Origin of the sequence: Vibrio sp. Vb1127, from assembly GCF_033338735.1 — a bacterium.
Taxonomy (GTDB): domain Bacteria; phylum Pseudomonadota; class Gammaproteobacteria; order Enterobacterales; family Vibrionaceae; genus Vibrio; species Vibrio alginolyticus.
The window spans coordinates 207820-230666 of the sequence record NZ_JAWOTF010000004.1 but is presented as its reverse complement, the minus strand read 5'-3'; the positions used below and the strand labels follow the sequence as shown (position 1 = coordinate 230666).

Annotated in this window: 19 protein-coding genes; 11 read left to right on the top strand and 8 right to left on the bottom strand. The window is 45.0% G+C overall.

The window, feature by feature from the left end; translation table 11 throughout:
- Positions 1–183: 183 nt before the first annotated feature.
- From R7H07_RS08920 to R7H07_RS08910, 3 genes are all read right to left on the bottom strand, one after another.
- Positions 184–1461, bottom strand: a complete 1278-nt coding sequence (locus tag R7H07_RS08920) for an outer membrane protein transport protein (RefSeq protein WP_149192451.1) — start codon at positions 1459–1461, stop codon at positions 184–186.
- 297 nt (positions 1462–1758) lie between these two features.
- Entirely contained in the window at positions 1759–2490 is a 732-nt protein-coding gene (locus R7H07_RS08915) for a DUF3379 domain-containing protein (RefSeq protein WP_025767180.1), read from the bottom strand.
- Positions 2483–3058 carry a sigma-70 family RNA polymerase sigma factor gene (locus tag R7H07_RS08910; RefSeq protein ID WP_005380528.1) on the bottom strand — a complete coding sequence of 192 codons (576 nt, stop codon included), beginning with the start codon at positions 3056–3058 and terminating at the stop codon, positions 2483–2485. The genes R7H07_RS08915 and R7H07_RS08910 overlap by 8 nt, the downstream gene beginning before the upstream one ends.
- A 720-nt stretch (positions 3059–3778) precedes the next feature.
- Between R7H07_RS08910 and fadI the strand changes: the two genes are divergently transcribed.
- Both fadI and fadJ read left to right on the top strand, forming a co-directional pair.
- Positions 3779–5086 (top strand): acetyl-CoA C-acyltransferase FadI, encoded by a 1308-nt coding sequence (gene fadI / locus R7H07_RS08905; RefSeq protein ID WP_065274743.1) that lies wholly within the window; start codon positions 3779–3781, stop codon positions 5084–5086.
- Positions 5086–7197 (top strand): fatty acid oxidation complex subunit alpha FadJ, encoded by a 2112-nt coding sequence (fadJ, locus tag R7H07_RS08900; RefSeq protein ID WP_065274742.1) that lies wholly within the window; start codon positions 5086–5088, stop codon positions 7195–7197. The genes fadI and fadJ overlap by 1 nt, the downstream gene beginning before the upstream one ends.
- A 62-nt stretch (positions 7198–7259) precedes the next feature.
- Here the strand turns inward: fadJ and R7H07_RS08895 are convergent, their stop codons facing one another.
- Together R7H07_RS08895 and R7H07_RS08890 are read right to left on the bottom strand one after the other, a co-directional pair.
- Positions 7260–7514: a CG2 omega domain protein gene (locus tag R7H07_RS08895; protein ID WP_065274741.1), complete on the bottom strand. Its 255-nt coding sequence runs from the start codon at positions 7512–7514 to the stop codon at positions 7260–7262.
- A 166-nt stretch (positions 7515–7680) separates the two neighbouring features.
- Complete coding sequence (locus tag R7H07_RS08890; RefSeq protein WP_065274740.1) at positions 7681–10458, bottom strand: insulinase family protein; 2778 nt, start codon at positions 10456–10458, stop codon at positions 7681–7683.
- Positions 10459–10832: 374 nt separating this feature from the next.
- On the opposite strand from R7H07_RS08890, the gene sixA reads away from it, so the two are divergent.
- A complete protein-coding gene (sixA, locus tag R7H07_RS08885) occupies positions 10833–11297 on the top strand; it encodes a phosphohistidine phosphatase SixA (RefSeq protein ID WP_005380537.1) in 465 nt (154 codons plus the stop codon).
- A gap of 96 nt (positions 11298–11393) precedes the next feature.
- Here the strand turns inward: sixA and smrB are convergent, their stop codons facing one another.
- Entirely contained in the window at positions 11394–11924 is a 531-nt protein-coding gene (smrB, locus tag R7H07_RS08880; protein ID WP_065274739.1) for an endonuclease SmrB, read from the bottom strand.
- A gap of 62 nt (positions 11925–11986) precedes the next feature.
- On the opposite strand from smrB, the gene prmB reads away from it, so the two are divergent.
- Both prmB and aroC read left to right on the top strand, forming a co-directional pair.
- Positions 11987–12919 (top strand): 50S ribosomal protein L3 N(5)-glutamine methyltransferase, encoded by a 933-nt coding sequence (gene prmB, locus R7H07_RS08875; protein ID WP_005380541.1) that lies wholly within the window; start codon positions 11987–11989, stop codon positions 12917–12919.
- Positions 12920–13099: 180 nt separating this feature from the next.
- Positions 13100–14185, top strand: coding sequence for a chorismate synthase (gene aroC, locus R7H07_RS08870; RefSeq protein ID WP_130545946.1), 1086 nt, complete (start codon positions 13100–13102; stop codon positions 14183–14185).
- 223 nt (positions 14186–14408) lie between these two features.
- On the opposite strand, the gene R7H07_RS08865 is transcribed toward aroC, so the two are convergent.
- The gene (locus R7H07_RS08865) at positions 14409–15032 is read right to left on the bottom strand and encodes a trimeric intracellular cation channel family protein (RefSeq protein ID WP_005380544.1); all 624 of its coding nucleotides are present in this window, start codon (positions 15030–15032) and stop codon (positions 14409–14411) included.
- A 332-nt stretch (positions 15033–15364) separates the two neighbouring features.
- On the opposite strand from R7H07_RS08865, the gene R7H07_RS08860 reads away from it, so the two are divergent.
- From R7H07_RS08860 to R7H07_RS08850, 3 genes are all read left to right on the top strand, one after another.
- A complete protein-coding gene (locus tag R7H07_RS08860) occupies positions 15365–15895 on the top strand; it encodes an elongation factor P hydroxylase (RefSeq protein ID WP_005380546.1) in 531 nt (176 codons plus the stop codon).
- 25 nt (positions 15896–15920) lie between these two features.
- Positions 15921–16184 carry a YfcL family protein gene (locus tag R7H07_RS08855; RefSeq protein ID WP_017635933.1) on the top strand — a complete coding sequence of 88 codons (264 nt, stop codon included), beginning with the start codon at positions 15921–15923 and terminating at the stop codon, positions 16182–16184.
- Between the two features lie 146 nt (positions 16185–16330).
- Positions 16331–16855, top strand: a complete 525-nt coding sequence (locus tag R7H07_RS08850; protein WP_005380552.1) for an NADPH-dependent FMN reductase — start codon at positions 16331–16333, stop codon at positions 16853–16855.
- Positions 16856–16931: 76 nt separating this feature from the next.
- On the opposite strand, the gene mnmC is transcribed toward R7H07_RS08850, so the two are convergent.
- Positions 16932–18950 (bottom strand): bifunctional tRNA (5-methylaminomethyl-2-thiouridine)(34)-methyltransferase MnmD/FAD-dependent 5-carboxymethylaminomethyl-2-thiouridine(34) oxidoreductase MnmC, encoded by a 2019-nt coding sequence (gene mnmC / locus R7H07_RS08845; RefSeq protein ID WP_206960012.1) that lies wholly within the window; start codon positions 18948–18950, stop codon positions 16932–16934.
- A gap of 128 nt (positions 18951–19078) precedes the next feature.
- Here mnmC and fabB point away from each other — a divergent pair, with 128 nt between their 5' ends.
- The 3 genes from fabB (at position 19079) to R7H07_RS08830 (ending at position 22774) form a co-directional block, all read left to right on the top strand.
- The gene (fabB, locus tag R7H07_RS08840; RefSeq protein ID WP_005380557.1) at positions 19079–20290 is read left to right on the top strand and encodes a beta-ketoacyl-ACP synthase I; all 1212 of its coding nucleotides are present in this window, start codon (positions 19079–19081) and stop codon (positions 20288–20290) included.
- A 340-nt stretch (positions 20291–20630) separates the two neighbouring features.
- Positions 20631–21764, top strand: a complete 1134-nt coding sequence (locus R7H07_RS08835) for a 4-phosphoerythronate dehydrogenase (RefSeq protein ID WP_206960014.1) — start codon at positions 20631–20633, stop codon at positions 21762–21764.
- Complete coding sequence (locus R7H07_RS08830; RefSeq protein WP_005380562.1) at positions 21761–22774, top strand: aspartate-semialdehyde dehydrogenase; 1014 nt, start codon at positions 21761–21763, stop codon at positions 22772–22774. The genes R7H07_RS08835 and R7H07_RS08830 overlap by 4 nt, the downstream gene beginning before the upstream one ends.
- Positions 22775–22847 lie beyond the last annotated feature (73 nt).

Below are 22847 nucleotides of genomic sequence, written 5' to 3'. Positions count from 1 at the left end.
TTTAATTATCTAACTGTGAAAGGCTTGTAAACGGAATTCAGCGAACAGTTGTGCGTCCTAATTGTGAGATTTAGATACACGTGTTCACTCAAATTGAGTGGGCAATAAATCGCAGATATGAAAAAAGGCTGGAAATCCAGCCTTTTATATAAAGTATTTTTCTACTAACTAACAGCGAAGCGTTTAGAAGCTACGGCTGTATTGTAAGCCGAATAGAATAGCATCAGCGCGTGTTGTTGCTGACAAGCTCGAGATATTTTGAGGGCTTTGAGCGTCACTTGGGTTGTACATTGGGTTAGGTGTTGATTCATTTACCTCAACATCTTTACCCATTAGGTACGTAAAGCCAAAGTCGACATTTGATTTACTATCAATGTGATAAGTAAAGCCGGTAGAGAACCATTGGCGATCTGAGTCAGGAACGGAAACAGACGTTAAGTCAGCTTGGGCGCTCGTGTCGTACATGTAACCAGCACGAAGTGTCCAGTTATTACTTAGGTAATATGTACCACCAATCGAGTAGTGCCAACCATCTTGCCACTGGTACTGTTTATCGTACGATGAGCCAAGAGGAGAGCCTTTTAAGTTAGAGAATTCAATTTGATCGAAAGTTTCCCAGCCAATGTATTGGATGCTGTAGTGTACAGCAAACTTAGTGTCTTGAATTTTGTGGAAGCCGGAGAACTCGGCCATATCTGGTAAAGGTAGTGTGATTTTTTGACCTTTATCGTCTTTTGCTTCCATTTCTGGACTATGACGGTATGCAAGACCAAATCGATTGTTTTCATCTAGCTCGTACACAGTACCAACATTGAAACCTACAGCCCAACCATCAGCTTCGTCTACATCGACGAGTGTGCCTATTGCAGCATGTTCACGCTTCATTGTACCTTGGCCGTAGATTAAATCTAAACCAGCACCAAAGCTCCATTGTTCATTGAGACGGTAAGAACCTGCAAGGCCAAAGTTTACGCTCTTAACATCAGTTAAGCCGCCATATTCTTTTGCCGCAAAGCTATTGTCGAATTCTGTTTTAGTACCGAAATTAGAGTATGCGTTTACGCCCCATGCAAACTTGTCATTTACAGGAACGATTAGATGAATGTTCGGTGCAATAGAAGTATCGCCAGCGTCGTCATAGTTTGAGTCGACAGGCTTGAACAGTGTTGGTGCTACTTGGCACGTTGAACCACAATATTTCGCATCTTTCACTTCAATCATTGAAGTAATGCTTTCGAAACCTAGCGAAAGTTCCATTTTATCAAACAGAGCCATTGCTGCTGGGTTACGAGCCATTACTGCTGCATTATCTGCGATTACTGCATCACCAGCAAATGCACGGCCGATGCCAGTTGCTGATTGAGCGTTGATTTGGAAACCCGCTGCCATCGATTGACCTGAGGCAAAAGCTACCGTTACTGCTAGGAGAGTCTTTTTAAACAGACGCGTGTTCTGAGTCATTTGTTTTTCCTTATTAGATTCGTCTCTTTGGACGATAAATTGAGCTTTTGCTCAGTGGCGCAGATAGTAGTATCAATAATTGCTTGGACAAATCCGACCATTGGATAAAATTGAATAAAAATTGCAGAAATGATGTCTAAAAGACGGGAAATTGCACTTAAAATGCATAATTTAGAGTTTAAGCTCTAAATGGTATAGCGATGGTGAATGTTTTGCGTTCTATTTATACAAAAATGCCGCTAAATAAGATCATTTAGCGGCATTTAACCTTTTGAAGGCTGGAAATCGTCGAAGTTGTTACATCGGCTTAATCATTGATGCAAGAGTCGTAGCGAGCGCATCAATATTTTCACCTTCTTCCCCGACTAAAATCAGGCTTGAACTCCCGACGGGCTGAACGATTCCGGTCATGCCATCCTTATTAAAGTCGGTACTTTGTTCGCTTGGAATACCAGTAATAAATAACGTTACTTTACCTTTTGGACCTTGGAACACCATATGCACCGCATTGGATTCACCAAAACCGCAGTGGTTTAGGTAGTAAACGTGATATGGAAAGTTTTCACTAAACTGGTAATGAAATGGCGACATTTTCGCATTAATTTGCGAGCTCGGTACATCCTCATCAAGATGACGAACAAACGGTTCTTCATGAATAACGTGTTTCATCGCGGTATCCGCTAAACTGGCTTGTGCTGGAGACACCAAAACATTTCCCCAGTTTACTTGGCCAACTAATAACCCTGCGGTGAACGCAATAGAAGCGGCAAGTGCCATTGCTTTGCGGACAAAGTTTGGTCTTACGACCTTCTCTTCATCAAGTGCACTCGACGTCTGGCTAAATAAAATCTTATCTGCGAGATCTTCGGGTACATCCACATTCATGGCTTGTTTAATTTTTACATCGAGATCCAAAACGTCATCAACAAACTTATTGTTGGCGTCGCTACCAGCTAAAGCTTGCAGAATCTCTTCATCCTTTTGTTTTGGATCCGACAAAATACGACGACGAAATTCTAAATCATCCATTCTTTTGTCCTCTCTTGGTATCTTGAGAATCCAACATCTCTTTAAGTTGATTACGAGCGCGAAATAGTCGAGTCATCACTGTGTTTTTATTTAAATCAAGAATGTCACCAATTTCTTCTCCACTGAAACCACCAACAACTTGGAGAAATAAAGGCTCACGATATTCAACATCGAGCTTCATGATCTGTGCCTGCAGCCATTCTTGCTGATGATGTGAGTCATCGCTGACTTTAGCATCATTGCCGTAATCATCGATATCAACTAAATCAAATTGTTTACGTTCGAAGCGGCGCGCATTTTCTCGTCTCAATATTGTGATGAGCCAAGACTTGGCAGCTTTTTCGTCTTGGAGGCTATCGAGTGACTTCCAAGCTCTAAGACAGGTTTCCTGAACTAGATCTTCCGCGACCGCTTTATCTTTGCACAACCAATATGCGTAGCGGTACAAGTCACGATGATACCCTCGGACGAGCGCTTCGTATTTTCTTTGCTTGTCCATATCAGAGTTGACCGGACTGTTGGAATTTTTCTTTCCAAACATTTTTAATATGGCCACAGGAGCCTCCATCCTCGCTCTGTGAGTTTCTTATTTGTTCTGAGCATGACTTTACTTGCTTCATCGCTTAGCGGTTTTGGTTGCAGGATTTGTCATGCAACCCCTTTGACACAATAAGCCATGTGGTTACCTAAAAGTGTATACGCAAATGTCAGATATCATCGAACACGAATTGATATATATTGTTAACAATATCATCATTAGTAATCAATGGCTTGGATAAGTTCACTCGATGGAGCATTAAAAGGGACTTCTGATGGTGGATTCTTGAATTGTTTTGAATCAATAATCGCTTTAGGTGAGCTTAAAACTCGTAAAATCACTATAAAATTGATCTATTTCAAAATATCAAGCAGTGAAGGGGTTATAGTACACCTTGTCATCTCGTTAGTCATTGCGACTAACATGTTGAGCAAGATGACACTTCCTTTTGAAGGCTGACTTTACTTTCTCCTAATCAGGAAACTGATTACTTTTCAATTGGCGTAAGTTAATTGTTTTATAGATATTCCGACCACACAGTTATGTGTGGTTTTTTTTTGCTTCGATTTTACTTTCCGTATACCTCTTACCGTTTTAACTCTCTATAGTTAACCATTAGTAATCGCATAAGAATCAAAGAAGTAGAGTAATTGAACTACTTGCTTCACGTTTATTTAAACGCACGTTTGATAAATTTAACAAATTCATTACAATGCATCAGGTCAGACCTCTTGTATTTAAGGAGAAACAATGGGCAAGCAGGAAGTAAAAACACGCAATGGTGAGCGTGTCGCTATTGTCGCGGGGCTTCGAACTCCCTTTGCTCGTCAAAGCACGGAATTTAGCCAAGTGCCAGCGGTCGATTTAGGGAAAATGGTAGTAAGCGAAATGCTTGCTCGAACAGATATTGATCCGAAGCTAATCGAACAAGTGGTATTTGGACAAGTAGTACAAATGCCTGAAGCGCCAAACATCGCACGAGAAATCGTGTTAGGCACTGGTATGAACATCCATACTGATGCATACAGTGTGACTCGAGCGTGTGCGACGAGTTTTCAAGCGGCGGTTAATGTCGCAGAAAGCATCATGGCGGGAACCATCGATATTGGTATTGCTGGCGGTGCAGACTCTTCTTCCGTCCTGCCTATTGGCGTATCAAAGAAACTGGCCGCTAATCTGCTTGCTCTTAGTAAGACAAAAACAATGGGTCAGAAGCTTAGTATCCTCAAAAACTTGAGCTTTAAAGACCTGATGCCAGTGCCACCAGCAGTAGCAGAGTACTCTACGGGTTTATCCATGGGACAAACTGCAGAGCAAATGGCTAAAACACATGGTATTTCTCGCGCAGAACAGGATGCGCTTGCACATCGTTCTCATACGCTGGCTTCTCAAGCTTGGAAAGAAGGAAAAATCCAAGATGAAGTGATGACGGCTTTCCCTGAACCATACAAAAAGTGGATTTCGGAAGACAACAATATCCGTCATGACTCAACGGTTGAGGGATACGCGAAATTGCGACCTGCGTTTGATCGTCAGTATGGCAGTGTTACGGCTGCGAACAGTACGCCATTGACTGATGGTGGTGCGGCAGTGATGTTGATGCGAGAAGGTAAAGCGAAAGAGCTCGGAATGGAGGTTCTTGGTTACATCCGAGGTTATGCATTCTCTGCTATCGGCGTGGAAAAGGACATGCTGATGGGGCCGACTTATGCCACAGCGAAAGTGCTTGAAAATACAGGCTTGGAACTGTCAGACCTGACGTTGATCGACATGCACGAGGCCTTTGCTGCTCAAGCATTGGCGAATGTGAAGATGTTTGCTTCCGATAAGTTTGCTCAAGAAAACCTTGGTCGCTCAAAAGCGATTGGTGAAATTGACATGGATAAGTTCAACGTGCTTGGCGGATCAATTGCTTATGGTCACCCATTTGCTGCGACTGGTGCGCGTATGATGACGCAAACCCTACGAGAGCTAAAACGCCGTGGCGGTGGTATTGCATTGAATACCGCATGTGCTGCTGGTGGTCTTGGTGCGGCAATGATTCTGGAGGTTGAGTAATGAGCGAGCAAAAAGCATTTAGTCTAAAGGTTGATGAGCAAAATATTGCTTGGTTAGCAATTGATGTTCCTAATGAAAAAATGAATACGCTGCAGGCGGCTTTTGCTGACGAAATGAAAGAAATTTTTGCTCAGCTAAAAGACTCCAGTGGTATTAAAGGGATGATCATCCACTCCCTAAAACCGGACAATTTTGTTGCGGGTGCTGATGTTCGAATGCTAGAAGCATGCACCACAGCAAGTGAAGCGGAAGCCTTAGCAAGGCAAGGTCAGGAGTTGTTCCAGCAGCTATCGGACTTACCTTATCCTGTCGTTGCGGCTATTCATGGCCCATGTTTGGGCGGTGGTTTAGAACTGGCTCTTGCATGTGATTATCGTGTTTGTACGGATTCTGACAAAACGCGTTTAGGTCTGCCAGAAGTACAACTTGGTTTATTGCCAGGTTCTGGTGGTACTCAGCGTCTGCCACGTTTGATTGGCCTGTTACCGTCGTTGGACTTGATCCTGACGGGTAAACAACTTCGTGCGAAGAAAGCTAAAAAATTGGGCGTTGTGGACGCCTGTGTGCCTGACACCATTTTGCTCGACGTAGCAAAACAGTTTATCGACAAAGGTAAAAACAAGGGCACGAAAAAGCTATCGACGAAAGAAAAGGTGATGTCTGGTAGCGGGCTAGGGCGCAAGTTTGTATTTGAGCAAGCTGCGAAGAAAACGAATCAAAAAACTCGCGGTAACTATCCAGCAACGGTTGCAATTCTAGAAGTTATTCAACATGGCTTAGAGAAAGGCTTCGCTAAAGGTCAAGAACTTGAAGCGAAGCGCTTCGGTGAGCTTGTGATGAGCTCAGAGTCAAAAGCGCTCCGTTCGATCTTCTTTGCCACAACAGAAATGAAGAAAGAAAATGGCACGGATGCGAAACCAGCACCAGTTCATAAAGTTGGTGTGCTTGGTGGTGGTCTGATGGGCGCCGGAATCAGCCATGTGTCTGTTGCAAAAGCAAAAGTACCTGTTCGCATCAAAGACGTTAGCAACGATGGCGTTTTAAATGCGCTCAACTACAACTACAAGTTATTTGAGAAACAGCGCAAACGTCGCATTCTATCCAAGGCCGATCTGCAAGCGAAAATGCTGCAACTGTCTGGTGGTGTCGATTTTACCAGTTTTAATCATATTGATGTCGTAATTGAAGCGGTTTTTGAAGACTTAGATCTTAAGCAAAAAATGGTGGCGGACATTGAAGCAAACGCTAAGACAGAAACTATCTTTGCGACCAATACTTCTTCGTTGCCTATCCACAAAATTGCAGAAAAAGCAGAGCGTCCAGAAAACGTAGTTGGTTTGCATTACTTCAGCCCAGTAGAAAAAATGCCTTTGGTGGAAGTGATTCCGCATGAAACGACGTCAGATGAAACCGTTTCAACAGTTGTTGCACTTGCTAAGAAGCAAGGTAAAACCCCGATCGTAGTGAAAGACAAAGCGGGCTTTTACGTGAACCGCATTCTTGCGCCATACATGAACGAAGCGGCGCATATTTTGTTGGCTAACGAACCGATCGAAAAGATTGATACGGCGTTGCTTGACTTTGGTTTCCCTGTCGGCCCGATTACCTTACTGGATGAAGTCGGTGTCGACATTGGCGCGAAAATTATGCCGATTCTGGTTAATGAGTTAGGTGACCGATTCAAAGGCCCGGATGTGTTTGATATCTTGTTAAATGATGGACGTAAAGGACGCAAGAGTGGTAAGGGCTTTTACACTTACAAGGGCAAGAAGAAAGATGTCGACAAATCGATTTACAAACTGCTTAAGCTCGACCCTGAATCTAAGCTAAGCGATAACGATATTGCGTTGCGCTGTGTGCTGCCAATGTTGAATGAAGCGGTACGTTGTTTGGATGATGGCATCATTCGCTCGCCACGTGACGGTGATATTGGCGCGATATTTGGTATTGGTTTCCCACCGTTCTTGGGTGGTCCGTTCCGTTACATGGACCAATTTGGCATTAAAGAGCTCGTAGAGAAAATGAATGAGTTTGCATCGAAGTATGGCGATCGTTACGCGCCATGTGATGGTTTGCTTACTCGAGCTGGTGAAGGGACAACGTTCTATTAAACGTTGCTTCGGTAGAGAAAAAGGCTTGCCAGTGGCAAGCCTTTTTCATAAAGAAGAAATGGTTACTTCTTCTTGTCTTTCTTATCTTTATTGTGGCCTTTACCTGGGTTGTCGTCCCCGTGAACGCTGCTGTTACCTTTTTTGTCTTTATCATTCCACTGCTTTGAAGAGCAATCATCTGATTTGATGGATACATTGTCTCCGCTAAGGCGCACACAGTCGTCACTTAATTCGAAGCCATCGCCTTTGACTGAGATTTCAGCGTAAGCAGATGCCAATGGCAGTATAAGAGCCACAAGTAAAAGTGCTTTTTTCATGATTACCTCATTAAGTTATTTTTAGTGCGGTAATTAGAGATAAGCCGCAATGGCGTAATTTCAATTTTCTGCCAATTATGGTGCCGATTCAATCTATGAGACCGACAACCTCATGGGTTTGTAGGTACATTCTAGTAATCGACAATTTTATTTCTGCGCAACTAGATCACCCCAAGCCGCAATCTTTTGGCCGAAGTTGGAACTCTTCAATCGATCCTATTTCTTGTCCTAGATGGATGCGCGGAGCCTCCGAATGCGCTTGACCTTGAGAGTGCATGATCAAACGATTTGCAGTACGAGGTTTCAATTCGTTCACAACGAAGCGAATCATGTCTGCGCGCGTCAGCTTCTTCAACTCCGCCAGTACCTTGTCACGTTGGTTAAACTCAGTGTCCTTATTTCCTATCGCAACCCAAAGACGTTGAGCCCGTCCTCGAAGTGTGGTGTCCGGCGTTGCTATTTGGTTCCACAAGCCGCGCTTACTGCTGTGCCATTGGTAATCGTTTAACTCTAACAGCACCATATAAAAGGCATTTAAAAACTCATCGATTGAGGTAACCAGCTCGGCAGGTGCTGCATTAGGTGACTGCACATACAGTACAATACCAGGGTGACGATTTAGCGGCATATTGCCAGTGCCTACCATGTAACCTAATTGCTGCTTGGTACGGATTTCGTGGAAAAACGTTGCCGACATAAGGTGATTGGCCAATGAGTATAGCGCGATACTACGAGGCTCAATATCCTCGCACTGGTGGTAAATAACGACCGCGGAATCTTGCTGATTACAATGCACCTCACGTTGAAAACTGCCATTTTTACCTAGCATAATGAGAGGACGAAGTGCCTCTTCATAACGTTGCTCGTTAACTCTTAGAGCATCCTTTAAGGTCGTTGCCATGTCATGGGCTTGCTGGCGTTGCCAGTCTCCGTAAACAAACATTTCAACGTGCAGTTCTGCAAGAATGGATTCTACGAATACCGAGAGTTCATCGACTTCGATTTCTTCTAGCGCTTTGACTAAGGTTGCGAAAGGCGGGTTATTGGGTTGAAGTAACCCAGTAAGTGCGTTAAACAGCTGCGAAATAGGGCGATCTTGTGAAGCATTTCTCCAGTTTCGTAACAGTTGTTGTTTGATGGTTTCAAAGCGAGCAGGGCTGAAATCTCGAGAAGCAAAACGGTGCAGAATCATTTCTAGCAACTGAGGCAGCTTTTGACTGAACCCTGAGAGGGTTAAGGTCACGCCACCTTGGTGAGCGTACATGTTGTAACCCATCCCTGCGATTTCTGCTTGATAGGTTTCTTTTGCTAGCGAATCGAGGAACATCTCTACACATAAGCGCGTTTTGACGATGTTCTTTGGTGATGCAACGGCATGAGAGCTGTCGATAGCGACATAAACGACACCTTTAGGCACGCGAAATTCGTCATCTTGCAAATGCCACAGCCGAAACCCTTCGAGATCCTCAATCAACTCTGGCAGCGAATCACCATTTTCGAGTGGCATGGGGTCGAGGTCGTAGCAAATATAAGGGTTCTTTTTCGGTAAGACGAATTGCCAGCTTGGGTCGATTTGTTGATAGAAACGACGTTGGCCTTCACTAAAAGGTGTGACGGAGTACGGGGTAAAGTACCATTCGGCAGTACGGTTGTATTCCAGGCCTTTAGCAATCAAAGTGACGCGTACATTATCGATGGTTAAGTATCGCAGCAATGAACGCTGTAACTCCTCATCGTAGCCCGCCATTTTGTAGTCACCATAAACCGTGTCTTCCGGTTGATAGTGCTGCATGTTGATCACCAGATGGCTGACGAGATCCATTGGGCGCGATGGCTCTTGGAAGCGGAAAGCCGATTCTAATACCGCTTGTTTTTCGAGATAGCGCCATTCATCTAACCCGTCTTGTTTGATCATCGAGAGGTATTGAAAAACCGCTTGAACGATATCATCAACATGATCTAAGCCGTTTGGCGTCAGGGTGCAGCTTACGGTAAAGTCTCGGTAGTTACTGCCACTCGCGCCGCCGCCCGCTGAGAGAGAGGTAATCCAGCCTTTTTCTTTGAGTTGAAGCATCAAACTGCCTTCTCCTTCATAACCCAACAGGTGAGCAAAGTAGGAGAGTGGCTTCACGCTATAATGCGCATCCATTCCCGGCATGGGGAATGTGAGAATCAGTTTACGGAACTCTTTGAGCGGCTCGACTTGAACCAAAATGCCCGTGCTTTCCTCATTGCCGATCGGTACATCAATCGATTTTCCACGAAGATGGTGATTTGGGATGTCGGCAAACATGGCTTCTACCCAAGCTTGCTGTTCATCGAGCGGCTGTGGCCCAAATAGAGTCAGTGTCATCAAATCGGCGGAATACTGAGAGTGGTGAAACTCCACAATTTCGTCGCGGATGGATTTACCATCTCGGTCGCCAAGAGTATCTAAGTTTCCGACAGAGAATTTTGAAAACGGGTGCTCTGGATTGATGACTTCTTTGTTAACTTGATACAGGCGACGAGAATCATCATTGAGTTTGAGCTTGTATTCGGAGTCGACAGCCTGGCGTTCTTTGTCTAATGCTTCTTCGTTAAACAAAGGTGCGGTAAAAAATTGGCTAAATCGATCTAAGGCACTTTCAAAGGCATTTGGAGCAATATTGAAAAAGAAACAAGTGTGCTCTGTACCAGTCCAAGCGTTGTTTGTTCCACCGTGTTGGCTAATATAGCTTTGAAACTCGCCCACTTTAGGGTATTTTTCCGTACCCAAAAAAAGCATGTGTTCTAAATAGTGTGCCAGACCTTGGCGATCGTTTGGGTCGTCGAAGTGTCCAACGTTCACTGCCAGAGCAGCTGCCGACTGTTGAGCTGTATCGGAATGAATCAGCAGTACACGCAGTTCATTGCTCAAGGTAATGTAGCGGTATTGATTTGAATCGTTAGGACTTAGATGCACGATGCGTCTCCAGATTTCGCATTACAGTAATGTAGGCTCCCCTCGCGGGGGGCGCAAAGTTTGCGTTTCGACAAATACTGCTTGCCGTATTTTTGTTATTCGTAGACTTCTGCACAGGCCCATCGCGTTTGCGTATGGGGAAGAACTGTTTGAGTGAATGCTCTGAACTCATTGCACAGTTAAATAGTGTGATGAGCTGAGTACATTCTTTTAATAGATTGTTAAGAAAGTCGCTATCTTTAACAAGCGAATTGGTATAATGAACAGATAATTATATCAGTATTTTTGTTTCGTCATTGTTAAAGTTAGCCCCGTCTATCTAATAAAGATAGCAGTCAACCTTTTGGTAGCGTTAGCTATCCCTAGGAAATAACATGAAAATATTCATCATGCGTCACGGTGAAGCCGAGCATTTTGCAGATTCAGACGCAGCACGACAATTGACCCCAAGAGGCAGAGTCGAATCAGAAGCGGTTGCTAGAGCCTGTAAAGAACAGGGTTTTGCGCAATTCGATAAAGTGTTGGTGAGTCCGTACATTAGAGCTCAACAAACTTGGCAAGAGATCAGTGCGTATTTCTCTGCAAAAAGCATTGAAACTTGTGAAGATATTACACCTTATGGCCAGTCCGAGCATGTCTTCGATTTCGCAAGTGCGTTAATCGAAGTCGAACAATTGGACTCGCTTTTGTTCGTATCGCATTTGCCTTTGGTCGGTTATCTGACTTCAGAGTTTGTAAAAGACATGACACCTCCGATGTTTCCTACATCAGGCCTAGTGTGCATTGAATATGATTTACAAACACAAAATGGTGAAGTGCTATGGCATATTACGCCATAAGTGTCTAAACCAAAATAAGCGTTTGCAAATTAGAGACAGAATAAGAAAGGCAGGAGATCCCTGCCTTTTCGTTTCGTCGTGTCTACAGCAAGCTTGTTACTTTTCAGGAATTGAAAGCAACACTAACAACGCACCATCACCACCAAATTCTAGTGGCGCTTGGTGAAAAGCCATAACGTCAGGATGCTGTGCTAACCAAAGTGGGGCTTTCTGTTTCAGGATGTGTTTCCCAATACCATGTTGCACACACGCGCAATGAATCTCGTTTTTGATGCAATAGGCTATCATCGCACCAAGCTCGCGTTTTGCTTCTTGCTGTGTCATGCCGTGCATATCGAGGAACACGTCCGGTACATACACGCCACGACGTAGACGTTTGACTTCATAAGTGGAGACGTCGTCACGTGCATAACGAGTTGGACCTTCATCGTTTAATAGAGGGACAAACTCGTCTGAAAAGTAAAATTCAGAGTCACTCGCTTCACGGTTGGAGCGCTTGATTTCTTTTTGCTTAGTATTTTTTTTTGGTTGCTGGATTATGGTATCCTGTCGCAACTTTTTTACGCCCTGTACTGCTTCCTGAAACAAGGCGAAATCGTCATCGTTCTCGGTGTCTTTTTGGCTCATTAGGTAAACAATTTCATTAATAAACTTTATTGGCAGTATTGTAGCGCTTTTCGGAGGCAATTTTGGATAAGATTTTTGTAGAAGAAGCGGTATCGGAGCTGCATACCCTTCAAGATATGATTCGTTGGACGGTAAGCCGCTTTAATGCAGCGAACCTGTTTTACGGTCATGGTACTGATAATGCGTGGGATGAAGCAGTTCAGCTTATCCTGCCAACCTTATACTTGCCGATTGATGTGCCTCCGCACGTATTGAACTCTCGCCTAACGACAAGCGAGCGTCTGCGTATTGTTGAGCGCGTAGTAAAACGCATCAACGAGCGTACGCCAACAGCATACCTAACCAACAAAGCATGGTTCTGCGGTCTTGAGTTCTTCGTTGATGAGCGTGTACTTGTGCCACGTTCTCCTATCGGCGAATTGATTCAAGCGGAATTCCAACCTTGGTTGGTGGAAGAGCCTACGCGCATCATGGACCTATGTACGGGTTCTGGTTGTATCGCGATTGCTTGTGCGCACGCTTTCCCTGAAGCAGAAGTGGATGCTATCGACATCTCTACAGATGCTCTACAAGTGGCTGAGCAAAACGTACAAGATCACGGCATGGAGCAGCAAGTGTTCCCAATTCGCTCTGATTTGTTCCGTGATCTTCCAAAAGAGAAATACAATCTAATCGTGTCCAACCCACCATATGTGGATGAAGAAGACATGAACAGCCTGCCAGATGAGTTCACGCATGAGCCTGAGCTTGGTTTAGCTGCGGGTACGGATGGTCTAAAACTAGTGCGTCGTATTCTTGCTAACGCGCCAGATTATCTAACAGATAACGGCATTCTTATTTGTGAAGTCGGAAACTCAATGATTCATATGATGGAACAGTATCCAGAGATTCCATTTACTTGGATTGAGTTCGAGAACGGCGGTCATGGCGTATTTATGCTAACGCGTGACCAGCTGGTTGAGTGTGCAGAAGAGTTTAAACTGTACAAAGACTAATAGAGTCTTGCACTAAACATCAAAACACCGAGCTTTATGCTCGGTGTTTTTTTTATGCATACCTCGCCGATATTAACTCTTTACATCAAAACGTAATAAAGCCACTATGAATCCACGAAGAATTGGAAAGCAGCTATGCTCTGTTTTGAGAGAGCGTGGCGATAAAAACTTGAGGAAGTAATGGCAGGAAACAGTATCGGACAACATTTCCGAGTGACGACATTCGGGGAAAGTCACGGTATCGCACTGGGATGTATCGTAGACGGATGTCCTCCGGGGTTGGAAATTACAGAAGCAGATCTACAAATCGATCTCGACCGCCGTCGTCCAGGCACATCACGTTACACCACACAACGTCGTGAACCGGATGAAGTTAAAATTCTTTCTGGCGTTTTTGAAGGCAAAACCACGGGCACATCGATCGGTTTGCTAATTGAAAACACCGATCAGCGCTCAAAAGACTACTCTGACATCAAAGATAAGTTCAGACCGGGTCATGCTGATTACACTTACCACCAAAAATACGGCATCCGCGACTATCGCGGTGGCGGCCGTTCTTCAGCTCGTGAAACCGCAATGCGTGTGGCGGCTGGTGCAATCGCGAAGAAATACTTAAAAGATGAGTTTGGTGTTGAGATTCGTGCTTACTTGTCACAAATGGGTGATGTATCTATCGACAAGGTAGATTGGAGCGAAATCGAGAACAATGCATTCTTCTGCCCTGATGCTGACAAAGTAGAAGCGTTTGACCAACTTATCCGTGACCTGAAAAAAGAAGGCGACTCTATTGGCGCAAAAATCCAGGTTGTGGCAACTAACGTGCCTGTTGGTCTTGGGGAACCCGTATTTGACCGTTTGGATGCAGACATCGCGCACGCACTAATGAGCATCAACGCGGTGAAAGGCGTGGAAATCGGAGACGGTTTCGACGTGGTAAACCAAAAAGGCAGTCAGCACCGTGATACGCTTGCTCCTGAAGGTTTTGGTAGTAATCATGCGGGTGGCATTCTTGGCGGTATCTCGACTGGTCAAGACATTGTCGCTAACATTGCGCTTAAGCCAACATCAAGTATCACTGTGCCGGGTGAGACCATCACAAAAGAAGGTGAACCAACTCAGTTGATCACCAAAGGTCGTCATGACCCATGTGTGGGTATTCGTGCTGTGCCTATCGCAGAAGCGATGCTGGCTATTGTGGTGATGGATCATTTACTACGCCACCGTGGTCAAAACCATGGCGTAACAACTGAAACACCGAAGATTTAAGAGCTTTGTGTCATTCCAGCGAGCTATAGCGAGACTAGGAATCTAATTTCAGCACGATGAAAAGAGAAAGAAACATCTCTGACAACAGAGTGCTCGGATAATAGATCCTGAATCATGCTCCTTCGTCGCTGTTCAGGATGACTGAATATAAAATTATGCCACTCACTGAATCGCGGGTGGCACAATTTTATCAGGCAACCTTTTTTGTTTAAGTAGTTTTTGCTTAATGAATCGAGCCTTCGGTTTCCAAATGGAAAGAAGGCAGACGCCACTTAAAGCGTACCGCAGCCATACGCAACATGTAACCAGTAACCAGTGTAATAATAGTGGCAGTGACATCGGGAACATTGAATTCTAATAGCGCTAAGTACATTCCTGATGCGATAAGAGCGACAGAAGCGTAAAGCTCTTCATGCAGTACCAATGGTGTTTGGCGACAGATTAAGTCGCGAAGTAGCCCACCGAATACACCAGTTACTAACGCTGAAACCATACAAATACCAGGGTGCAAGCCCATGCCCATCGCAATTTTTGTTCCGATGATACTAAACACGATTAAACCTAATGCATCGAGGCGAATGAACAGACCTTTCAGCTTAATCACCCATTTCGCTAAACCTGTTGTTAGCACACCTGCAACACACGTAATTGCAAGGAACTCTGGGTTTTTTACCCAACCAAGAGGGTAGTGGCCTAATAGAATGTCACGTACGGTGCCACCACCAATGGCCGTTGCGCTGGCCACCAACATAACACCAAACCAGTCCATCTTTCTTCTACCAGCACTTAACGCACCTGTCATGGCTTCAGCCGTGATACCAATGATATACAACACACTTAGCAACATAGGGAAACACTCAACGTAAAAAGTCACTACGTTCTACGAGAATCAGCGTAGGCGAAGTAACAACACTTACAAACGGTTCTATCTCTCTTAAAAAGTGATTAAAACCAGCAACATGCTTGTAATCAAACGGCTTAAAAATAGCGGTTTGAACGGCATCAAAATAAGGCGAGAGTGTAGTGGTAAATAAGTACGCTGACGAATGAGAAATTGTATGGAGAAAGCGATGTTCAGATAAATTCAACTAATAACCAAAAATGTGGGGTTGCCTTTACCTCATAGCTAAAAACAGCGACAATATGCAGCGCATGTCAAACTGAAGTACAAACTCGACGATGACCCACGAATACCAAGACTTAATCACCATTTTTAATGACACCTTTTTAGAACAATTTAATACGAAATTAGAGTTAGGTGGTGATGAGCCTATTTATCTTCCTGCTGATGATGAACACCCTCATCATCGGATTATTTTTGCTCGGGGTTTTTACGCCTCTGCTTTACACGAGATTTCGCATTGGTGTGTGGCTGGTCCAGAGCGTCGTTTGCTGGAAGATTTTGGCTATTGGTATGAACCCGATGGGCGAACAGCAGAAGTTCAAGCGGAGTTTGAGAAAGTTGAAGTGCGACCTCAAGCTTATGAATGGATTCTGGCACAAAGCGCTGGCTTCCCTTTTACGGTGAGTTGTGACAATCTACACGGCGATTTTGAACCAGATAGGCTCGGCTTTATGAAAAAAGTGCATAAAGAAGTGCTAGGTATTTTGGACGTTGGCTTGCCTTTGCGAGTGAAAATGCTTTCTGATGCCCTGCGCGCATTTTATCAAACTAAGCCACTGGAAGCGTCGGACTTTTGCGTTAAATAACCACTAATAACCTCAGAGATACACCATGATTATTGAATTTGAAGAAAAACTACTGGAACTGATTGATGCTCGAATTGAAACAGCATCTGACGATGAATTGTTTGCTGGTGGTTATTTACGTGGTCACATCTCTTTATCCGCGGCGTCTTGTGAAGAAGAAGGGATTAGCGATATTACTGAGCTGAAGTCACGCATTGAGAGCAGCTTAGAAAATGCGCGTACCGAGTTAAGCCCGGCCGATCGCGTGATTGTCAGTGATTTGTGGCAGGAGCTCCAGGCTCAGGCTTAGTCCCTAAGCAGCGTTCTCCCTTTATTTAATCCTAGTCATTTACTACTTCGAAAAATTCGAACCTCTCCATAAAATTTTTGTGGTTGTAGCGAAACTGTTCAACTTTTATTCTGATCAGCATAAAACGTGAACAAAGGATTACAACCATGAAAATTGTCGCATTTGGTGCATCTACCAGCTCTACCTCAATCAACAAACTACTTGCTACATACGCAGCAAATCAAGTCGAAGGCGCTCAAGTGAATGTTCTAGACTTAAACGATTATCAAGCGCCAATGTTTAGCGAGGACAAAGAGAAAGAAATAGGTCAAGCTGAAGGGGCTGTCGCGTTTTTACGTGACTTGGCGGAGGCTGACGCTCTCGTTGTTTCCTTCGCAGAGCACAACGGTTCGTACCCAGCGGCCTATAAAAACTTGTTCGATTGGGCGACGCGCATTGAGCGTAATGTATTTCAAAACAAGCCTGTCGTTTATTTAGCAACTTCCCCAGGTCCCGGTGGTGCGCAAAGTGTTCTTGCGGCGGCGACAGGTTCTGCACAATTTTTTGGCGCGGATGTAAAGGCATCGTTATCTGTGCCGAGCTTCTACGAAAATTTTGACGTGGAATCGGGTAAGGTTGTAAACCCAGAAGTGGCAGAGCAAGTGAAACAGGCAGTTGCACTGCTGAAGTAATCTCAGTACGAGCAACTTAGTGAGTTAGCGATTCCCGACACGTATCTGTGTCGGGAACTAAAACGAGAGAATACTCTTACAGCTCGGTAATGGCTTTGCCTTTTCTTAGTTTACGAACCCACATTCGACTTGGGTGAAGTTCGGTCAATACATCAACAGGTAATGGCAGCGGGTCCCCACAGATCTGGGAGGCCAACACTTCAGCTAATAATGGTGCAGAGCTCAGTCCACGAGATCCTAAACCTAAGAAGCAGAATAGGTTAGGGTACTGATGAATGGTTTCTACCTCTTCTGCTTTGTGATTTTGTAAGTTGGCGTATTGCGTTTTGATCGTCTCAAAGTCGCCCACATTTCCGACAAATGGTAAGTGATCTCGGCTAACGCAACGAATACCTTGGCGAGATTGATTACCAGTGATATCTACCTCTTTTGCCCATGTTTGATTCGGTACACATTTCACTAGCTTTTCCGCATTATCTTTTTGGGCGTTTTCATCAAATTCGTAGTCAAGGTGACTGCGGTCGTAGCTTGCACCGATACACAAGTGTTGATTACTTGGGTTAACAGGTGTCATGTAACCGTCGTAACACAACACCGTTTTCAGCTGACTCAGCGTTTCGGTTGCTGGCGCATGACTGACTTGTCCTTTCACTTGCCCCATTGGGAGGGAAGCGGTTTGACTCAATGCCTGGAACTCATGGCCGTTCGCAATCACAACCGTTGAGTGCTCAAATGTTTGACCACTCGCCGTTAGTAGCCAGAGCTGACGCTTTTCATCCCAATCTAATGCCTCAACAAGATGTTCAAACTTCGTTGAGAGTAACGACGTCTTCTCCAATTGTTTAATTAACCCACGCGTTAACTCGGCAGGGCACAGCCACCCTCCCATTGGGTAGTGCACAGACGCCATATCAATAGGTAACCCGATAGTGTTCGCAGTTTCCTCGGCGGACAGCTTTTGAATGAGCTCTGGAGTGAAGTTACCCGCAAGTATTTTCTCCAGTTTGTCTGTGGATTTGTCATCCCACATCAACTGAGTTACGCCACACCATCCATGATCAAAATCGATCTCTTGTGCTGCTTGTTCAACAAACTGACGTGCGAACAAAAATGCAGGAGCAAACACTCGTGAAACACCCGTGTGCGGGCCATTAAGCAGTGGATAAACGGCTCCTTGTCGATTGCCTGAAGCTCCTTTGGCTGGTTGTTTGTCTTTACAGTAAAGGGTGACGTTTTGGCCACGACGAACTAACGTTTTCGCTAACGCCGCGCTAGCTATACCACCACCAATGATGGCAATCGAATCAAGATTGCTAGATGCTGAGCGATTGAACCAAGGGAGATGGTTCGACTGCTTTTCACGTTGCTCCATAGAGCCGGCGATCATTTCTCGCTTAGTGCCGAAACCTTTCACCTTTTTCATTGTAAAGCCAGCTTCGTTCAAACCACGACGTACAAAGCCTGCTGCGGTAAACGTGGCAACTGTACAATCTTGCTTGGCTAGCTTTGCCATGTTGTTGAACAGGCCTTGGTTCCACATCTCAGGGTTTTTGCTTGGCGCGAATCCATCTAAGAACCAAGCATCAATCAAACCTTGTTCGTTGTATGGGACTTGCGGCATGCAGTCTTTAATGTCACCAAACCAAAGGTCGAGTGTGATTGCGCCGTCTTCTAAAACAATGCGATGACACTCCGGCACAGCAGCAGGGTAGTGCTTTTGTAACTTTTCCGCGTATTCAGCTAGCTCAGGCCAAGCTTCATGCGCCTTCTTTAAATCGGCTTTGCTTAATGGGTATTTTTCAAAGCTAATAAAATGCAGCTCTTTCAATGTTGCGTCCGGATGCTGACGACGAAACTCACTAAACCACTGGCATACTGCTAAGAAGTTTAATCCCGTGCCAAATCCTGTTTCACCAATGACAAAACGTCTTTGGTCAAATTCCTGCCATCTTTCTGGGAGATGATTTTGTTTTAAGAAAACGTAGCGTGTCTCTTCAAGACCGTTTACGTTAGAGAAGTAAACATCATCAAATTGGTCTGAAACCGGAGTACCAGCTTCGTTCCAACCAAGTTCTGCGTTTTTTATTGAAGTCATAATGGTGCAAATTTGTGATTTGGCGCGGTAAGAATGGGGCGATTGTACGAATTTATGGGAAAGCTGACCACTTTTGTTGACTATCTTAGTTATCATCTAGCGGATTTTTGAATTATAGGAATGTCATAATGAAACGAGTCGTAATCACCGGTATGGGTATTGTTTCAAGTATCGGTAACAACGTCGAAGAAGTTCTAGCGTCTCTTAAAGCGGGCAAATCTGGCATCACTGCATCTGAGCAGTTCAAAGAACACGGTCTTCGTTCGCAAGTATGGGGTGACCTAAAAATCAACCCGGCGGAACACATCGACCGTAAGCAGATGCGCTTTATGGGTGATGCGGCTGCTTATGCATACCTATCAATGGAGCAGGCAATCGCAGACGCTGGTCTTACAGAAGAGCAGGTTTCAAACGATCGTACCGGTATCGTTGCAGGTTCTGGCGGTGCTTCTGCATACAATCAAACGGTAGCGACAGACACGATGCGTGCAAAAGGCGTAAAGCGAGTTGGTCCTTACATGGTTCCTCGTACTATGTCTTCTACTGTTTCTGCTTGTCTTGCTACGCCATTTAAGATTCGTGGCGTGAACTACTCAATGAGCTCTGCATGTGCAACATCTGCACACTGTATCGGCCATGCTATGGAGCTTATTCAACTAGGCAAACAAGATATTGTTTTTGCTGGTGGCGGCGAAGAGCTAGATTGGTCTCAAACTATGATGTTTGATGCGATGGGCGCACTGTCAACCAAATACAATGACACGCCAGACAAAGCATCTCGTACATACGATGCAGACCGTGACGGTTTTGTTATCTCGGGCGGCGGCGGCATGCTGGTTATTGAAGAACTAGAGCACGCACTGGCACGTGGTGCGAAAATCTACGGTGAAATCGTAGGTTACGGTGCGACATCAGATGGCTACGACATGGTAGCGCCATCAGGTGAAGGCGCAATTCGTTGTATGAAGATGGCGATGCAAGACGTTGATGGTGTGGATTACATCAACACGCACGGCACATCGACACCAGTTGGTGACGTGAAAGAGCTTGGTGCTATCCAACAATTGTTTGGTGAGAACAGCCCTGCAATCTCTGCAACAAAAGCAATGACTGGCCACGCACTCGGCGCAGCGGGCGTGCACGAAGCAATTTACTCAACACTTATGCTAGACAAAAACTTCATTGCTCCAAGCATCAATATTTCAAACTTGGACGAAGCAGCACAAGGTCTGGACATCGTGACAGAAGCACGTGATGCAGAGCTAACGACCGTAATGTCAAACAGCTTTGGCTTTGGCGGCACAAACGCAACTTTGGTTATTAAAAAGTACCAAGGTTAACTGAATTTGTTGGCGCCTTGCGAGAGTACTGTAAACGCCAACAATCCAGTTTCCAGAGCTTGATCAGTCACACTGATCGAACAGACGCAGACTCTATCCCATGGAGAGCGGGATAGGATCCTTTTGTTCTGGAACTTTGCCCGGCTATTTAGCCGGGCTTTTTCTTTTCTCTGTTTCTGCTTTTCTCTAGGCTTCCCGTCAATTGATTCTATAGAAGTTACCTCCTTGAGGTTTATTGGTGTTATATCTTGAGATTTTTCGGGAAAAGGGCACAATCGCTTTAGTTTCGCATCTTGCGAATAAACGAACTCTTACAAATGGATGTTAGAACGCTGGCGCTATGAAAATTATTGTTGATGAAAATATGCCGTATGCTGAAGAGCTATTCAGCCAACTCGGTAACGTAATTCTAAAACCAGGTCGTACACTGACCGCCGATGATTTAGTGGATGTTGATGCCCTAATGATTCGCTCAGTCACCAAAGTGAATGCTGACCTGATCAGCAAAGCAAACAAGCTGAAGTTTGTTGGTACGGCCACGGCAGGCATGGATCATGTTGACCAAGCACTCTTAAAAGAGAAAGGCATTTTCTTCACTGCTGCGCCAGGGTGTAACAAAGTGGGTGTAGCGGAATACGCGTTCAGCGTGATGATGGTGCTCGCTCAGCAACAAGGTTTCTCGGTATTTGACAAGACGGTAGGTATTATTGGTGCAGGCGAAGTAGGTAGCTACCTAGAGAAATGTTTGAAAGGCATGGGTATTAAAGTTCTCATCAATGACCCATTCAAACAAGAGGCTGGTGATCCTCGTAGCTTTACTCCGTTGACAGAACTGATTGAAAGCTCAGACATCATTACACTACATACGCCAATCACCAAAGATGGCCCATACCCAACGCATCATTTGATTGATGAGAAGGTATTAAATGGTCTCCGCAGCGATCAAATTTTGATTAACGCGGCTCGAGGTCCCATCGTTGACAACGCTGCTTTGAAGCAACGTCTTTTGAAAAATGATGGCTTTACAGCGGCACTCGACGTATTTGAATTTGAACCAGAGGTTGATATGGAGCTTCTGCCTCTGCTAGCATTCGCAACCCCTCACGTTGCAGGCTACGGCTTGGAAGGGAAAGCTCGCGGTACAACGATGATTTTCAACAGCTACTGTGAGTTCTTAAATAACGAATTACGTGCGCATGCCAGCGATTTACTGCCAACCGCGCCTGTTCCTACTATGGTATTGGACAGAGCTTGGGACGAAGCAACACTGCATAACATCACGCAGTTAATCTATGATGTGCGTAGAGATGACGCTCTTTTCCGCCGTGAAATCAGTAAGCCAGGCGCTTTTGACCTGATGCGTAAAAACTACTGGGATCGCCGTGAATACAGCGCTGTCACGCTAGTGGGTAACAAAACATGTAACCTTGCTCCATTAGCAGAACTAGGTTTTCAGATTGAGGTAAGTCAATGAGCCAGCAATATAATGTTGCCATTTTAGGTGCGACCGGTGCGGTCGGTGAAACAATTTTGGATGTGCTTCAAGAGCGCAAATTCCCAGTAGGCGAAATCTTCCTACTCGCGAGTGAGCGCAGCGAAGGCAAGACTTACCGCTTCAATGGTAAAACGGTACGCGTTCAAAACGTAGAAGAGTTCGATTGGTCTCAAGCGCATATCGCACTGTTTTCTGCTGGTGGTGAGCTATCAGCCAAGTGGGCTCCAATTGCCGCTGATGAAGGCGTGATTGTTATCGACAATACATCACACTTCCGTTACGAGTACGACATTCCTCTTGTTGTGCCAGAAGTAAACCCAGAAGCGATTGCAGAGTTTCGTAACCGTAACATCATCGCGAACCCGAACTGTTCAACCATCCAAATGCTGGTGGCACTAAAACCAATTCACGATGCGGTGGGCATTGAGCGTATTAACGTATCAACTTACCAATCGGTATCTGGTGCAGGAAAAGCGGGTATTGATGAGCTAGCAGGTCAAACGGCGAAGCTGCTAAACGGTCTGCCTGCAGACAAGAAGCAATTCTCTCAACAGATCGCGTTTAACTGTATTCCACAAATCGATCAAATGATGGAAAACGGCTACACCAAAGAAGAAATGAAAATGGTGTGGGAAACACAGAAGATCTTTAACGATCCATCAATCACAGTCAATCCAACGTGTGTACGTGTTCCTGTATTCTACGGTCACGCAGAAGCACTCCACATTGAGACTCGTTCACCTATCGATGCACAAGAAGTCGTTAACTTGCTTGAACAAACTGACGGTATCGAAGTGTTCCACGGTGAAGACTTCCCTACACAAGTTCGCGATGCGGGCGGTAAGGACCATGTAATGGTTGGTCGTATCCGTAACGATATCAGCCATCATAGCGGCGTAAACCTGTGGGTTGTTGCTGATAACGTGCGTAAAGGCGCGGCAACTAACGCGGTGCAAATCGCAGAAGTTCTGATCCGCGATTACTACTAAGTCGCTTACAGTTCATTTCAAAGCCTCGCACAGTGCGAGGCTTTTTTGTACGAACGAAACAAAATAGTGTGAG